Raw genomic sequence first — 16,791 nt, forward strand, 5'->3', positions numbered from 1 at the left:
CTAATAAGCTCTCTGATTTCTTCCTTCAATATAATTTATAAAAGAATTATTTACAACCATATTTCCACCGGGAGTTGGATAGTTTCCTGTAAAGTACCAGTCACCACGGTTTTCAGGAATTGCCTGATGAAGATTTTCAATTGAATTATAAATAATTTTTATTTCTGCTTTTATATCTGCAGGTTTTAGGAGTTGTGTGATTTTTTCAGAAATTTCTTCAGGAGTAAATGGTTTGTAAATAAGTTTAACATAATTCACAATATCCTCCTTGGCAAATTCCTGCTGAGCTTTTGATTTATTATAAACATCGTTAATTATGCTTTGTCGACCGCTTTCTTTAAGTAAAGCAATAGCAGCCTGAAAAGCGATAAAATCGCCAAGCTTTGCCATATCTATTCCATAACAATCCGGGTAACGAATCTGAGGAGCAGATGAAACAATCATTATTCTTTTTGGATTCAACCTGTCGAGCATTCTTAAAATACTTTCCTTAAGTGTTGTTCCACGAACAATTGAATCATCAACAATAACTAAGGTATCTTCGTGATCACGAACAATACCGTACGTAACATCATAAATATGCTCAACAAGGTCTTTTCGTGCTGCGTCCTGAGTAATAAATGTTCTGAGTTTTGCATCTTTTACGGCAACAGTCTCGATTCTTGGAGAAAAATGAATAAACTTATCCAATTCTTCAGGTGTAATGTTATTACCAAGTGCAAGAATTTTCTCTTTCTTTCTGGTATTACAGAATTCAGTCATTGCCTCAGTTAAGCCATAAAAAGCAACAGCTGCTGTATTTGGTATATATGAAAATACAGTATTTTCTACATCATTTTCAATCGCTTTTAAAACAAATGGAGCTAACAACTTACCCAATTGTTTTCTTTCTCTGTAAATATCCCTGTCAGTTCCTCTGGAGAAATATATTCTTTCAAAAGAACAACTTGCTTTGCGATAAGGTTCAACTATTAGTTCCTCTGTTATAACATTATCCTTTCGTATAATTAAAGCATGCCCTGGCTTTACTTCTCTGATTTCTGCAATTGGCACATTAAATACAGTTTGAATAACAGGACGCTCACTTGTTACAACTGCTATTTCGTCATTGTAATAATAGAAAGCCGGGCGAATTCCCCATGGATCGCGCATTACAAAAGAATCTCCATGTCCAATCATACCTGCAACAGCAAAACCTCCATCCCATCTCCATGTTGCATCATTAAGAATTCTTTTTATATCAATATGTCTTTCAATATGTTCAGAAATCTCACTATTTGAAAGTCCTAATTCTTTTTTCTTTGCAAAAACCCGTTCTACTTCCTTATCCAGAAAATGTCCGATTTTTTCGAGCATAGAAACTGTATCTGAATAATCTTTTGGATGTTGCCCTAATTCAATAAGGTGATTAAAAAGTTCATTAACGTTAGTAAGGTTAAAATTTCCGGCAGCAACAAGATTTCTGGACTTCCAGTTATTTTCACGCATTACAGGATGAACATTTTCTATATTATTCTTTCCAAAAGTGCCATATCTGAGATGTCCTAAAAAAAGTTCACCGGCAAATGGTAAATTTTGCTTTGCCCACTGTGGATCGGCTAAATGATCGGGGCGACGAAGTTCAACATTTTCAAATTCCTTATGGATTTGTCCGAAAACTTCCTGTATTGATTGCGAAGCATTTGAGCGATATCTGTGAATATACTTTTTCCCTGGTGGAAGATCTAATTTTATACACGCAGCACCAGCACCATCTTGCCCACGGTTGTGTTGTTTTTCCATTAAAAGGTACAGCTTATTTATGCCATACATCCACGTTCCGTATTTAAGCTTATAGTATTCAAGTGGTTTGCGCAATCTTAATAATGCAAAACCACATTCGTGTTTTAATTCGTCACTCATTTATTATCAGGAATAATTTCTGCTCAACAAAGGTATAATTTCCATTTTATTATTTATGAGAGTTAGTCTATTTAAAAATGGATTTTATAATTTTTTTTCAACTTTGCGTATTATGATTTTGTATACACCTAGACTTCTTTTACTTACAAAGTATTATGTAATAAAAAAACATACTTTCTAAATAATAATTTCTAAGAATATATTTCAGAAAATATATTGTATTTATTTTAAGGAATTATTATCTTCATCTTTTATAATTTATAAATATATTATAACACTATACATAATTTAACCTTAATTTACATGAAATATAAAATACTTTTTTTATTTATTGTTGTCACAAATATTTCATTTTCTCAAAACTCAGAGAAATTAAATTTTCATTCTAAATATAATGATTCACTTTTTAACAAATTACCAGTTTATAATATAAATACTGCTATAAAATTATTTCCAAACACTTTTTTATTTTATAAAAACAGTATGTTGTTAAATAACATGGAGAGTCTTGATAATTCAATATATCTTGATGATATTCCAATAATCATGCATACTGATTTCCCGATAATAATAATTAATAATATAACCTTTACGAAAAACTGTAGTCAGGCAAATTCAGGAAATTCAATTAATGGAAACTTTAGATTAAACACATTGCAACCATCTGACTCAATAAATTATACTTTTAATCTCAGAAAAGACATTCCAAATTTTTATTCTAATGTTAAAAACGACAAATACCCTAATATTATTGAGGGGTCATTAGAAATTGACGGAACAATAAAATTATTCGAAAAATTTAAACCAAAATATCTTTTAGCATTAAGCTTTAAAAATGACGAGGAGCCTAATCCAACCAATGTTAACAAGAACTATTTGAATACAGATAAACAAACAGAGATATATACTAACCCTTTAAATAATTCCGTAAACTTTCCATTTTCATCATATTCTGCAGACTATCTTTCAAGTGATAATTTTTATAAAAGTCGTTTTATAAAAAATGATAATATAAAATCAAAAATAGTTTATGCTAAAGTATTGCTCCCTTTATCAAAAAGTACTTTTGTAACAATTGGCAATTATAGTGTTTATAAAAATGGGAATTCACCTGTATACGAGAATTTGTTAATGAATAGTTCTAATAATCCTGACTATAAAGAATATTATACAACCAGCTATATTAAATTTGAACAAAACTTATATAAATATGAAAACATTAACATAAAGTACAATATAAATGCAAGTTATTCATTGCATAAAAAAGTTATTGAAAATAAGGAATTTAAAAAGGATTTTTTTAGATATGGTTATGCCGGGAAATTTAAAACTTATACTACAGAATCTTATAGTTGGACAGACACACTGCCAGGATTCTCAACAGGTGTTTTCCAACAAGATGGGTTTCGCGACACATTAATAACGTTTAATTCTAATAATTTCAGCATTCCATTTTACACATCATGGAATAATTCATTTTTTAATATTTACCAAAGTGTTCAAATATATAACAATAATTCTTTTCAAGCTTTTGGAGGTTTGCTCAATGGAGACGAGCCTTCAAGAGTTTACAATTTATGGAATCTGCCAGGTTTGCCAAATAACACATACTCTGAAAAAGCAGAAAATAATTGGTATTTAGCAGGAAATTTCAATTTTGATTTTAAAAATATAATGATTGAAATAGGAGGTGATTTTAGTAAAATGATATCAAGAAATTATAATATACTACCTAATAGACTTTGGACTTTAGCAAGAGCATCGACAAATTATCATATACAAGAACTTAACACATCAATTCCACATCTTCTTTATGATGAGAATTGGGTTTTTCAGGACACAATATCATATGACAGATTATATAACCCAACTCTACAAACATTTTTTGATTATAATTTAAGATTAAATCTAGGTAAACCATATAATAACACGGAATATCTATATATAGATGATTATTTGCCATCTGATTTTTCAATAGAAATGTTCTCAGCAGATGATGTTCTCGCTAATAACATTGTTCAAACATACGGGTATGATTTTACAGGTAAAATCTCAAAAAATAATTATTCCGATTTTTTTTCAAAAACAAATGACTATGGGTTACACACAAGACCAACAAGTGCATTTGAACCAATTAATTATAATGTTTTTTTTAATTCGAAATATAAAAAAAAGAATTACGATATAGAGTTAGGAATAAAGTTAAATGCTTATAATTCAAACCAACCTGTAGTTGAAGATCCATATTCGTTTTATAAAATAAGAAAAGCCAGTGAAGTAACTTCAATTAATGGTAATAATGTTACACATCCTAATAATATAGGAAATAATTATGCAGTTTATGTTGACAATTTTATTTCACCAACACAGATTCTGGCATATAGAGATGGAAATAACTGGTATAATAACAATGGTCAAACAATAGAAGTAGCAAGCAATTTGGCACAACCATATTTTGCAAATTTTGATTTTAATAGTCCCAGTTTTTATTCAGATAATTTCTCAAAATATAAAACTGCATATAAAATATTGCCATTTTTTCAGGTAAATTACTATTTTAAAAATTATATGTTTAATATTAAATATTATTCTAATTCAAGAAATCCGGGTTTTGAATCTATCTTTAATCCTATTAATTATCTGGCAATTTATAGCCACCAAAACGATCTTTTTACAAACTCAGCCCTAAAACCCATGTACTCTAAATATTTTGAAGCAGGTATATCAAATATTATTGGAAAAAGAACAAAGATCGGATTAAATTACCAGCAGAATTGGACACAAAATATTTTTGATATTTGCAGATATGAAAGAGGTGTTCCTTTTTCGTTTTTTTCTTACTACAATAATCCAAATACTTTGAAAACAAGAGGAGTCACTTTAGATATAACAACGTATCAAATTTTTAATACCGGTTTTAATTTTGGTGGAAGTGTATGTATTCAGGAGCATAGAGAAAATACAAAATATTACAATTTGTTTTTTCCAAAGACAATAGCAAAGAGTTGGATTATTTATTCTGTAGATAATTCACATCATGGCAATACTAATTTTTACAAGAAATTTTCTAAGCATCTATCATTTTCTATATTATTCGACTATAGACAAATGGTTACTGATGTTAATCATTTACCATATTTTTATTATAAAGATAATGTACTAAGAGCCGGAAAAAACAATCAGAATTTTAGTGTTCATATTCAAAAGTCTTTCTTTTCAAATTATAGTAAATATATTGTAACAATATATGCAATAATTGAAAATATCTTAAATAAAAAGAACTTTATATATTACTATAACTCTTCTGGGACACCAGAAGACGATGGTTACTTAGCGAATCCGTATAATCAGATTTCAATAAACTCGCAAAATAATCCTGCTGCTTTTCGTAATTATTATTCGAATTATATTAACAATTCTTACAACTATGATATTCCAAGAATTTTTAGGTTTGGCATTAAAATAGGATTATAAATGTTTCCCAACAGAGGATTAACTAATCTTGGTTATTACACATCTAGCTTATTTTATTAACATTAACACTCTTTTTGTGTTTTTAGTCTAAAAAAGATTAAAGTTCATCATAACTTAAGAATTTCATCAACTGATTTCTGACTTTTAATCAAACATTTGAGAAATTCATAAAACACAGTATTTATGGGCCTCAGCAGATGCCAACTTTACGTGTTTTTAATAGTTTAACAAAGTAAACACACCCAACAAAAACAGTTAATAATTATGAAAAATATTTTACTAATATTATTTTTCACACTTTTTTCAAAACTAATTATTGCACAACACGCACCTTTTGCAAACTTTACTCCATCTGTAAACAGTTATATTGATTACGGAAGAGGATTAAATTTAACTTGCTTAACTGACTTAAGTATAAGTAATAAAATGACAATTTCACTATGGGTAAGATGGACAAACAAGACAGATCCCGGTGTTGGAAACTGGGCAAATCTTTTTACACTAGCCGATTCAACAAATAGTGGTGACAATGGAGTTTTTTGGGTTCAACATAATTCAGATAATTCTAAATTTGAGTTTGCGATTCATACAAACTCTCGTGAATATTTATATTCAACTACAAATCCTACTAATGGAACATGGTACTTTTTAACTCTTGTATATGACGGCTCACTTGCAAATAATAATGTGAAATTATATGTAAACGGTGTTCAGGAAGCAACCATGAATAAAACAGGAAATATAAGAGCATTTCCTACTGCTTCAAGACTAAATATGGGAAGATGGTCAAATCCCAGCAACAATTACAGACATTTTAACGGTAAGCTTGATGAAGTTTCTATCTGGAAAAAAGCTCTTACCCAAACTCAAATTACAGATTTAATGAATAACCCAACATCAGTAACAGGAATTAATTACGATGCAACAGATTTAATTGGTTTTTGGAATTTTGATAACCTAACTGCAAATAATCTAGGAGCCTGTCCTATTAATGGAGTAATTGGCTCAAGTACATATTTGCCTGTTACTTTTTCAAACATTAATACAACAACAGAAAAAGAAACTGTTAATGTAAGTTGGTCTACTGCTACAGAAATTAACAACGATTATTTTACAATTCAAAAATCAAAAAATGGAATTGATTTTACAAGTATTGGAAAAACTACTGGGGCCGGTAATAGTAACAATGTGAATAATTACAATTATGCAGACTATACTCCTTACCATGGAACATCATACTATCGTATAAAACAAGTAGATTTTGATGGTAAGGAAAGTTATTCCTCAATATCTTCTGTTAGTATGAATTCAAATTCCGATTTTTCTATATCACTTTTCCCAAACCCATCAAATGGTGAAAAAGTAATTGTTTCGTCAAATTCAAATGAAATAACAAATTTTGATATAATTATTACAGATATCTCAGGAAGAGAAGTGTTTTACTCAAAAAATAACAATGTGTCAGCGAATCTGACTTTAATTGATTTCCCTAAAGGTATTTTCTTTGTAAAAGCTATTTTAGGAGAAAAAACTATAACAATGAAACTGATAAATAATTAATCCAATCTTGGCAACCCTATAAGATCATCAACTATAAAAGCACCCGGATAGCTTGACTGAATTATTTTAAATGCTTTATACGCCTCGTTTCTATTTCGAAAATCGCCTACACGTACTTTAAAATATGGAGCTTCATATACCAAATATGAATCATAATCTGGAAAAGCTGTATTTAAACTTGTTCTTATTTTATGTGCTGTATTTTTAGCATCAGATCCTGAGCCGAAATAAACCTGTACCCTATAACCAGGAAAACCTTTTGCTTTTTGGTTTATTTCAATATGCTTTCCGATAATCGCTTCAATTCTAGATTCCTGTTGAATAGTAACTTTACCCCAACCCTGTTTTGATTCTGCAATTGTAGCAAATATTTTAGGTTGGGAATAAGACACCAATGAACATAACAAAAATAATATCACAAAAATAGAACAACGCATATTTTAACCTTGGCTACGAATACTTAAAACCGGGATTGGTGAATGATTTACCATTTGTTGGGCATATGGACCTAACCAGAATGCAGCATTTGTTAATTGATCTGTCATAATTGTTATTAATTCAGCATTAACTTTCTTTGCATAATCAATTGTTATATCGGTAATATTTGAGCCAACTAAAACTTCTTTTGTGCAATTAACACCTTTTTCTTTTAAATATTCCTCAACCTGTGTACAATAAGTATTTATTTTAGATGTAATATCTACAGAACTTATTTCTGCCACTCCAATAACATGAACTGTAGCACCAAAAAATCTTGCTAACTCGGTAACAAATGGCACCTTTTGTCTGGTTTCTTTTGAGAAATCAATAGGCATAACAACATTCTTAAGATCTTTATGTTCAAACCCATTTCTAATAGTAATGATTGGACATGGAGCATTTGAAACAACTCTGAATGCATTTGAACCGATCATTAACTCTTCAAATCCGCTGGCACCATGAGTTCCCATAATAATCAAATAAGCATCATCATATTTTGCCTGATTTGTTATTTCTTTAAATACATTTCCTTCACGAATTTTATAATCTAACTTAGTTTTTATCTTTCCTTTATATTTTTCAATTAAAATATTCATAAAATCATCCAATGATTTACCTACTACCATATCAAAATCTTTGAAATAGAAAGGCATCTCAAAATTCTTACTTCTTTTAACATGAATCATTCTAACATCAGCTTCAATTATGTTAGCAAAAGAAATTGCATGCTCTAACGCATTTACTGAATCAGCAGAGAAATCAATAGGAACAAGAATTTTTTTCATAAAAAATAAATTTTAAGTTCAGAAAAATATTAATTTGAACGTGTTCAAAAATAAGTAAAAAATATGCTTAAACCAAAACCTTTAAAATAACCCTTTTCTAAATAACTTAACCGACTGATTTTCATTAATATTAAATTTCTTCCATATTAAGCATTTCCTAACTTTAATATAACCGCTTGCCTTTAAATCAACCTTGTTTTTAATTATTGATGTAAGAAGAGTTAATGGACTCTCTGCTAATTTACTAAATTTAATATCAAATTCCATTGTCTGAATTGCATTTGAATTAGCCGGGATTTTAAGTTTTTTTGATTTCTTTACTTTTCCTAATGATACATTACTTAAAGTTAATTCTAAATTAACATCAGAAATTGTAAAAGCAAAATTGTTATTGTTTTTAACAGGCACCATTAATTCTAAACTCACATGCTCTTTGTTAATGTCCTTTATACTAACACCTTCTATCTTACCAATCTCGACTTCTTTAATAGTACAAGAGCTAAGAAAAGTTATAACTACTAAAAACAAAAATATTCTTTTCATGAGATTTAATTTGTTACAATTTTTGTACTTGAAACTCCTGAATAATTAGCTGATTTTATTATTGACAACAAATGAATTAATGCATCGGTTGTTGTTATTCCAGTCCCTTTTACTTCACCGGTTTTTCCAAATTTATATGAACTCACAACATAGCTGTTTATTGCAACCATATAAACTCTGTTCTCATCTAAAGTACTCCCATCAGGAAAAAATAATTCAACTTTATTAACCGATTTATCAGAATTTAAATAAATCACTGAATTTAATCCTGAAGAAATTATATCCGCCTTTTTTTCTTTTTTATAACCATATTCTATCAATTCACGAATTTGAGAAGGAGTCATTTTACATACCATAATTTCATTTGCAAATGGGTCTAACTCATAAACCTGTTTAATAGTAACAGGTCCTGCAGGAATTTCCGAAACTCTAATTCCTCCGCTATTTTGAAATGAAAAATCTGCTTTAACAGATCTTAAAACTGCATCTGCCATAAACCCACCAAGCTCGTTGTCTCCCTTAATATCGGACCCTAAATAACCTGCTATTTTTTTAAACTCCTCGTTGTTATTATAATTATTAACTTTTCTGATTAACAACGTGTCGGCATGTTTATATCCTTTTAATGGCAATAATGTATCATGAATTGAAACAATTTTATTTCCTTCCATGTTAATTGTTAACATTCCCAAATATTTCAGATAATATCCTGCTTGTACTATCGTTACACCATTAACAGTCATTTGTGGTTGAAGAGCTTTATGTGAGTGCCCACCAATAATTGCATTAATTTCAGGCATTTTTGTAGCTAAAATTGAATCTTCAGCAACACCCATGTGTGATAGCACAACAAACACATTAGATTTTTTTGAAAGAAAACTATATTCTTTAGTTTTGTTTATTCCATCAGTAAATTCAACACCAGCGCAATTTTCAGGTCTGGTATCAGGATGTCCACTTGGTTCTACCTGAGTTAATCCTAATATAGCAAGCTTTGTTTTTCCAAATTTATATTTCTTATAAGGTTCTAGTTGTGGAAATTCTTTATTCTTAGGCTTAATGTTAGCGACAATGAACGGAAACTTTGCTTCGCTAATTCTTTTAGCCAGAGTTGCTGTACCAAAATCAAATTCGTGATTTCCTAAAGTTGAAAGATCAAATTTTAAATCATTCATAAAATCAATCATCGGATAACCCTTCTCAGAGTATTTATCAACGATTGGATTTCCACTAAATAAATCACCTGCCGAAACTAGAATTACATTTTTATGCTTTGTTTTTATGTCTTGTACCATTGCAGAAAGTACTGGGAATTGATCAATTCTTCCATGCATATCATTCACATGTAGTATTACAATTTCTGATGTTGACTTTTTAGATTTACCCTGGCTAAATACAACAACCGGTATTATTAACAACAGATAAAATAATATTCTGTATTTCATGATTCTTTTGTTTTTTTTTAAAATGAAAAATACATTCCGGAAAGTCCTATTATCAGTCCAATAACAATTTTAATTGCCTTTATTTTAACAAAGCTCCATTTATCTTCTGCAAGTAATGGTATTCCACCGTGTCCTTCCTGAACTACAGAATTTGCCAGAAGAAAACTAAACGGAATAATTCCATCCATAAATAATGTTATAAATAAAATATGCGGACCTGAAATTGGGATTATTCCTATAATTAAAGCTAGTAACAAAACATATATTAAATTTAATTTTGCCCATTCATTAAACGAGAAATAGTTAGTAAGAATTGAAATTGCAATAATTGAACCTAATGTCCATAAAAACAATCTGAAAAAATGTTTTTTAAGAACATGCTCCCATAAATGATCCATAAGAAAATGCTCGGGAACAGTTAAAATAATAAAAGTTGAAATTAATCCCATTAGCATAAATATAATTGACTCTGCAGAGAAAAGTCCTTCCTCGTGTTCTCCTCCTCCTGCTTCACCAAAAGGAATAATCTGACTAAATATAATAAAAATTAAAACCATTAATAACATTGCTCTTGCAAATGTAAATTTCTGCAATTGCAATTTTATTGTGTATAATGTTGGCTTAGTTGAACAACATTCATCGCCATGTGTCACAAAATGCTTTTCATTCTGAATTCTTGGTTTACTTTTAATAAATAAATTAAAAAAGACACCGGCGACAATTGCAATAATAATAACACCGGCAGCAATTTTAAGTGCCAGTACAGGTGATGCAGAAATCATTACAAAGGCTTCATCGCCTACGGTAGCAATTGACCCGGCAAGTAAAGCTGAAAAATTAATTATATTATGTGTGTAAAGCGACACAACTGTGAATACACCTGCACAGCCAGGAGTTATTCCAAGAAATATTGCAATAAAAAGTTGAAGCCAACGAGAATTTTTTATTGGGTTACTCCATTTTCCCTTTGTTTGTACATTTATATACTCAATTATGAGCATCAGAAACAGCACAAACCCAGAAATCATAAAGGTTTGCTTAAATATATCTAGCCAGTTTAATTCCATTTTTAGAATGAATATAAATAGCAAAGTTATAAAAGAAAAACTATAACACAATATTTAAGAATCGGCATTAACAAATAAAATAATTTACTATTAAAATGGTTAACATAAGCTTGTGTTTCTGCACAATACAAATATGTTAATATCTATTCATCAATTTTTAAACATTTGAATTGAAGTCCTGATTTGATTTAGTAAATTTACGCTTATCAATTTAATTTTGTAATTCATTCATTTTTATGAGCCAGTTTGTTCACCTGCATGTTCACACTCAGTATTCCATACTAGATGGTGCGTCTAATATCAAAAACTTAATTAAAAAAGCCGCTGAATACAACATGCCTGCTGTAACAATGACAGATCATGGTAATTTATTTGGAGTTAAAGATTTTTTAAATTCCGTTAAAGCTCATAATGACGAGGAACAAAAACTTCAAAAAAAGGCAGAAGAAAAAGGTGAAATTTATAAAGCAAGAGTTTTAAAACCTATTATTGGTTGCGAAATGTATGTTGCCCGCAGAAGTCTTAATCTTAAAGAGAAAGACGTAAAAGAAGACAGAAGCGGAAACCATTTAATTGTAATTGCAAAAAACGAAACAGGTTATAGAAATTTAATCAAACTTTCATCAGTAGCTTTTACCGAAGGATTTTATTCTAAACCAAGAATTGACAAAGAACTATTATTTAAACACAAAGAAGGTTTAATAATTTCTACTGCATGTATTGCGGGAGAAATACCACGCGCAATACGTTCGGGCGATATAGAACTTGCAGAAAATCTGGTAAAAGAATACCAATCAGAATTTGGGGAAGATTTTTATTTAGAATTACAACGCCATAAGGCAACAGATCCCAATGCCGATAGCGAAGTTTATCCTCAGCAACAACTTGTAAACAAACATTTAGTAGAGCTGTCAGCAAAAACAGGAGTAAAAGTAATTGCAACAAATGATGTGCACTTTATTAATTCTGAAGATGCAGAAGCACATGACCGTTTAATTTGCATTAATACAGGTAGTCAACTTGATGATGTTTCAAGAATGCATTACACTAAACAGGAATGGTTTAAATCGCCCGAGGAAATGGCTATAATTTTCGAAGACCATCCTGAAGCTATTGCCAATACTATAGAAATTTCTAACAAAATAGAGCCATTTAATTTAAATAAAGCTCCTGTTATGCCAAAGTTCCCTATTCCTGAGGAGTTTGGAACAATCGAAAAGTATAAAGAAACTTTTTCTGAGGAAGATTTAATTTCTGAATTTACAAACGAAACCTTTATAAGGCTTGGAGGTTATAACAACGTTCTGAGAATTAAGTTTGAAGCTGACTATTTGCAACATCTTGTAGAGATTGGAGCAAAAAATCGTTATGGCGAAAACCCAAGCGATGAAGTAAATCAAAGAATCAGTTTTGAACTTCAGACATTAAAAAACATGGGATTTCCCGGATATTTTTTAATTGTTCAGGATTTTATTTCACAAGCACGTAAAATGGGCATATGGGTTGGTCCAGGTCGTGGTTCAGCCGCAGGATCAGTAGTTTCTTACTGCCTTCAGGTAACAGATATTGATCCGTTTAAATATGATTTACTTTTTGAGCGTTTTTTAAATCCTGAACGTATTTCAATGCCCGATATTGATATTGACTTTGACGAAGACGGACGAGAGAATATTCTTAAATGGGTTGTTGATAAATACGGAAAAGATAAGGTAGCTAATATTATAACATTTGGCAAAATGGCAGCAAAATCATCTATTAAAGATGTTGCCAGAGTCCAAAAATTATCTTTGAGCGAAGCTGAAAGATTAACTAAAATGATTCCTGAAAAACCGGACATGGATCTGGTTAAAGCATTTAAAGAATCTCCCGAATTAAGAAAAGAAAAAGAATCGGGAACCCCAGAAGTAATGTCTACTTTAAAATATGCACAGACACTTGAGGGTTCAGTTCGCCAAACCGGAATTCACGCCTGTGGAATTATTATTAGCAGAAATCCATTAACAGAATATATTCCTGTATGCATTTCCAAAGATTCTGACTTATTAGTAACACAATTTGACGGCCATTATCTGGAAGAAGTTGGCATGCTTAAAATGGACTTTTTAGGTTTAAAAACTCTTTCCATTTTGAAAGATGCAGTTACAAATGTAGAACTATCAAAAGGAATTGTTGTCGACATAAATAAGATAAGTCTTGAAGATAAAAAGACGTTCGAACTTTTTAGTAAAGGCTTAACCACAGCAGTATTTCAGTTTGAGTCGGAAAATATGCAAAAGTATTTGCGTGAACTAAAACCGAATCGTTTTGAGGATTTAATTGCGATGAATGCACTTTACCGACCAGGTCCAATGGAGTATATTCCAAACTTCATAAGCCGTAAACATGGCAGGGAAGCAATACATTACGACCTACCCGACATGGAAGGTATTCTTAAAGACACTTATGGCGTTACAGTTTATCAGGAACAGGTAATGTTACTCTCTCAGAAATTAGCAGGTTTTACAAAAGGTGACGCAGATGGTTTACGTAAGGCAATGGGAAAAAAACAACGTGCAGTTCTTGATAAAATGAAAGGCTCGTTTATGGAGGGTTGCAAGAAAAATGGACACGCAGAAGTTACCTGCGAAAAAATTTGGACAGACTGGGAGGCATTTGCACAATACGCATTTAACAAATCACACTCAACATGCTATGCATATTTGGCATATCAGACAGCCTATCTTAAAGCTCATTACCCTGCAGAATTTTTAGCTGCCAACCTTAGTCGTAACTTAGACGATATAAAAGAAATTACCAAGTTAATGGATGCATGCAGACGCATGAATTTAAAAGTACTCGGTCCTGATGTTAACGAAAGTCATATAAAATTTACTGTAAACAAAGATGGTAATCTTAGATTTGGATTAGGTGCAATAAAGGGATTAGGAGAATCTGCTGCGGAAGTTATTATCAAAGAAAGAAACGCAAATGGTAATTTTACAGATATTTTTAACTTTGTTGAAAGAGTTAGTCCAAGTACAGTTAACAAAAGAAACTTAGAAGCACTTGCAATGTCAGGTGGCTTTGATTCCTTTACAGAATTAAAACGATATCAATACTTTGGAGATGGCGAAATCTCTTTTATCGAACAATTAATAAGATATGGTTCAAAGTTTCAATCGGATAAAAACAATACGCAACAATCATTATTTGGAAATATAAATCCTATTGAGATAAAACGACCAGAAATTCCGAAAAATGAGGAATGGTCAAGACTATTCCAACTCGAAAAAGAAAAGGAACTAATTGGAATTTATTTATCTGCACACCCTCTTGATCCCTATCGGTACGATATCGAGAGTTTAACCTCAAATTCACTTTCAGAGATTCATGACTTATCCTCTTTTGAAGGAAAAGAAATAACTATTGCAGGATTTGTTACGAGTACACAAAATAAAATGTCAAAGACTGGTAATCCATTCTCTTCTTCAACTATTGAAGACTTCTCAGACACATTCAGATTTAGCTTGTTTGGAAAAGATTTTGTTGAGTACGGAAAATATATGCAGGTTGGCATGTGTCTTCTGATAAAAGCAAATGTAAAAAGAAGAATGCGAGACGATAATCAAGGTGAACTGGAATTGAAATTTTCAAAAATTTCTCTGTTGTCAGAATCCAGAAAAGAAATTAAAAAAGTTATATTAAAAATTCCTGTTCATAATATTAACGAAGAATTTATATCCGAAATCGAGAAACTATGTAAAAAACACAAAGGAAAATCTCAGTTGAATTTTTCCATATATTCTGATAATGATAGACTTTCAATAGATATGTTTACAAGAAATTTTGCAATAACTTTAAACAATGATTTAATTGATTACTTTACTGATAATGGTTTGGAATTTAAATCAAATTGAGTTAATAAAATTGGAAAACTAAATTTTGGGAATTTATTTAATGAATATATTTTTAATGTAATTTTAACAAATTAAAAACTTTATAAAATGACTATTGAATTTACCGATGCTAATTTTGAGGAATTAGTTGTAAAATCTGACAAACCTGTATTAGTTGATTTTTGGGCTGAATGGTGCGGACCATGCAGAATGATAGCTCCATTAGTTCATGAACTTGCCGAAGAATATAATGGAAAAGCTGTTTTCGGAAAAGTAGACGTAGACAATAATGTTGGAGTAGCTTCAAAATATGGAATAAGAAATATTCCTACAATTCTGTTTTTTAAAAACGGTCAGGTAGTTGACAAACAAGTTGGAGCTGTTCCTAAAAAAGCTTTAGCTGAAAAAATTGACAAACTATTATAATAATTAATTACGGATTACAAATTACGAATGGTAATATTTGTCATTCGTAATTTATCATCCATACTAAAATAAGATGTCAGTATTAATGGAATTTGCAATGTTTCCAACAGATGTTGGAACAAGCAAGAGTGAATTTGTAAGTAAAGTAATAGAGATGATCAGAAATGATGTTCCTAATTATAAACTTACAGCGATGGGAACAATAATTGAAACAGAAACACTTGAAGAAGCACTGGCAGTTGTTCAGAAAGCTCAGGATATTCTTCTTCCACACACAGAAAGAATTTATTCTACAGTAAAATTTGATATTAGAAAAAACTGTAACCATAGATTAGATCAAAAAATTAAATCAATCGAAAATAGAATCGGTGATGTAAATAAATGATCAGAATTCTACTTTTTTTCGCTCTGATTATTCCATCAAAGCAAATTTTTTCTCAAAGCTTTATGGATAATTCGGCATTTAAATCAGGTGAAAGGATTTCATATAATATTATGTACAACCTCGGCTTTATTTGGGTTAATGCAGGTAAAGTTGAATTTTCTGTTGATAGTATAAGCTTTAACAACAAACCTACATATATTTTTAAAAGCTCCGGATCTTCATATTCTTCTTATGATTGGGTAATGAAAGTAAGAGAAGTTTTTTCATCTTATTTTGACTGCTTAACTGTAAAACCTATAAAATATGCAAGAAAATCAATTGAGGGAAGTTATTTTGCCAATGAAATATATGAATTCGATTATCAAAAAAATAAATTATATTCTCAAATAGAAAACAGTAATACTAAACTTACTAAAGATACCATAGCATTAAGACAAAACACCTTCGACTTATTATCTGCTATTTATGTTTGCAGAAATTTAGATTTCTCAAAATATTCTATTAATTCCAAAATTCCGTTTTTAATATTTATGGATAATAAATATGAACCTTTATATGTAAAATATTTGGGACCAGCAGTTTTTGAAGATAGAGAAGGAAAAAAAACAAATTGTATAAAATTCTCTGCCAGTCTGGTTTCCGGAACAATTTTTACTTCAGGTGAAAATATGAAAATTTGGGTAACTAATGACAATTTCCATATACCGGTATATATAGAAGCAGATATTCTTGTGGGTTCTGTAAAAGCATTTATTTCATCATATAACGGAAATAAATAATCTGTTTTTACATTTTTTTAGGCAGCTATTTTAGTTTTTCCTCTAACTTTCTTATTTAAATACTTTCTTT

Annotated in this window: 12 protein-coding genes; 6 read left to right on the forward strand and 6 right to left on the reverse strand. The window is 30.2% G+C overall.

The annotated features are described in order from the left end of the window. The gene (locus tag HY951_15835; protein MBI5541533.1) at positions 1-1,902 is read right to left on the reverse strand and encodes an amidophosphoribosyltransferase; all 1,902 of its coding nucleotides are present in this window, start codon (positions 1,900-1,902) and stop codon (positions 1-3) included. Between the two features lie 303 nt (positions 1,903-2,205). On the opposite strand from HY951_15835, the gene HY951_15840 reads away from it, so the two are divergent. Then, positions 2,206-5,376, forward strand: a complete 3,171-nt coding sequence (locus HY951_15840) for a hypothetical protein (protein MBI5541534.1) — start codon at positions 2,206-2,208, stop codon at positions 5,374-5,376. A gap of 264 nt (positions 5,377-5,640) precedes the next feature. Then, the gene (locus HY951_15845) at positions 5,641-6,936 is read left to right on the forward strand and encodes a T9SS type A sorting domain-containing protein (GenBank protein ID MBI5541535.1); all 1,296 of its coding nucleotides are present in this window, start codon (positions 5,641-5,643) and stop codon (positions 6,934-6,936) included. Here HY951_15845 and HY951_15850 read toward each other — a convergent pair. The 5 genes from HY951_15850 to HY951_15870 form a co-directional block, all read right to left on the reverse strand. Further along, positions 6,933-7,373 carry an SPOR domain-containing protein gene (locus HY951_15850; GenBank protein ID MBI5541536.1) on the reverse strand — a complete coding sequence of 147 codons (441 nt, stop codon included), beginning with the start codon at positions 7,371-7,373 and terminating at the stop codon, positions 6,933-6,935. The two genes, HY951_15845 and HY951_15850, sit on opposite strands and share 4 nt — an antisense overlap. Before the next feature lie 3 nt (positions 7,374-7,376). Next, on the reverse strand, positions 7,377-8,201 hold the full coding sequence (locus HY951_15855; GenBank protein MBI5541537.1) for a universal stress protein: 825 nt from the start codon (positions 8,199-8,201) through the stop codon (positions 7,377-7,379). A gap of 81 nt (positions 8,202-8,282) precedes the next feature. Next, a complete protein-coding gene (locus tag HY951_15860) occupies positions 8,283-8,744 on the reverse strand; it encodes an LEA type 2 family protein (GenBank protein MBI5541538.1) in 462 nt (153 codons plus the stop codon). Positions 8,745-8,749: 5 nt separating this feature from the next. Then, positions 8,750-10,189, reverse strand: a complete 1,440-nt coding sequence (locus tag HY951_15865) for a bifunctional metallophosphatase/5'-nucleotidase (GenBank protein MBI5541539.1) — start codon at positions 10,187-10,189, stop codon at positions 8,750-8,752. Positions 10,190-10,206: 17 nt separating this feature from the next. Continuing rightward, positions 10,207-11,256, reverse strand: coding sequence for an arsenic efflux protein (locus HY951_15870; GenBank protein ID MBI5541540.1), 1,050 nt, complete (start codon positions 11,254-11,256; stop codon positions 10,207-10,209). A 236-nt stretch (positions 11,257-11,492) separates the two neighbouring features. On the opposite strand from HY951_15870, the gene dnaE reads away from it, so the two are divergent. From dnaE to HY951_15890, 4 genes are all read left to right on the forward strand, one after another. Beyond that, positions 11,493-15,152 (forward strand): DNA polymerase III subunit alpha, encoded by a 3,660-nt coding sequence (dnaE, locus tag HY951_15875; protein MBI5541541.1) that lies wholly within the window; start codon positions 11,493-11,495, stop codon positions 15,150-15,152. An 87-nt stretch (positions 15,153-15,239) separates the two neighbouring features. Beyond that, the gene (trxA, locus tag HY951_15880; protein MBI5541542.1) at positions 15,240-15,557 is read left to right on the forward strand and encodes a thioredoxin; all 318 of its coding nucleotides are present in this window, start codon (positions 15,240-15,242) and stop codon (positions 15,555-15,557) included. 73 nt (positions 15,558-15,630) lie between these two features. Next, on the forward strand, positions 15,631-15,942 hold the full coding sequence (locus HY951_15885) for an MTH1187 family thiamine-binding protein (protein ID MBI5541543.1): 312 nt from the start codon (positions 15,631-15,633) through the stop codon (positions 15,940-15,942). Next, on the forward strand, positions 15,939-16,721 hold the full coding sequence (locus HY951_15890; protein ID MBI5541544.1) for a DUF3108 domain-containing protein: 783 nt from the start codon (positions 15,939-15,941) through the stop codon (positions 16,719-16,721). The genes HY951_15885 and HY951_15890 overlap by 4 nt, the downstream gene beginning before the upstream one ends. Positions 16,722-16,791: the final 70 nt, after the last annotated feature.

This window comes from Bacteroidia bacterium, assembly GCA_016218155.1.
In the GTDB taxonomy this organism is placed as follows: domain Bacteria; phylum Bacteroidota; class Bacteroidia; order Bacteroidales; family GWA2-32-17; genus GWA2-32-17.

What these genes read in the sequence shown, in the direction of transcription:
- HY951_15835 (MBI5541533.1), bottom strand. Translation starts at nt 1,902, where the DNA reads ATGAGTGACGAATTAAAACACGAATGTGGTTTTGCATTATTAAGATTG.
- HY951_15840 (MBI5541534.1), top strand. Translation starts at nt 2,206, where the DNA reads ATGAAATATAAAATACTTTTTTTATTTATTGTTGTCACAAATATTTCA.
- HY951_15845 (MBI5541535.1), top strand. Translation starts at nt 5,641, where the DNA reads ATGAAAAATATTTTACTAATATTATTTTTCACACTTTTTTCAAAACTA.
- HY951_15850 (MBI5541536.1), bottom strand. Translation starts at nt 7,373, where the DNA reads ATGCGTTGTTCTATTTTTGTGATATTATTTTTGTTATGTTCATTGGTG.
- HY951_15855 (MBI5541537.1), bottom strand. Translation starts at nt 8,201, where the DNA reads ATGAAAAAAATTCTTGTTCCTATTGATTTCTCTGCTGATTCAGTAAAT.
- HY951_15860 (MBI5541538.1), bottom strand. Translation starts at nt 8,744, where the DNA reads ATGAAAAGAATATTTTTGTTTTTAGTAGTTATAACTTTTCTTAGCTCT.
- HY951_15865 (MBI5541539.1), bottom strand. Translation starts at nt 10,189, where the DNA reads ATGAAATACAGAATATTATTTTATCTGTTGTTAATAATACCGGTTGTT.
- HY951_15870 (MBI5541540.1), bottom strand. Translation starts at nt 11,256, where the DNA reads ATGGAATTAAACTGGCTAGATATATTTAAGCAAACCTTTATGATTTCT.
- dnaE (MBI5541541.1), top strand. Translation starts at nt 11,493, where the DNA reads ATGAGCCAGTTTGTTCACCTGCATGTTCACACTCAGTATTCCATACTA.
- trxA (MBI5541542.1), top strand. Translation starts at nt 15,240, where the DNA reads ATGACTATTGAATTTACCGATGCTAATTTTGAGGAATTAGTTGTAAAA.
- HY951_15885 (MBI5541543.1), top strand. Translation starts at nt 15,631, where the DNA reads ATGTCAGTATTAATGGAATTTGCAATGTTTCCAACAGATGTTGGAACA.
- HY951_15890 (MBI5541544.1), top strand. Translation starts at nt 15,939, where the DNA reads ATGATCAGAATTCTACTTTTTTTCGCTCTGATTATTCCATCAAAGCAA.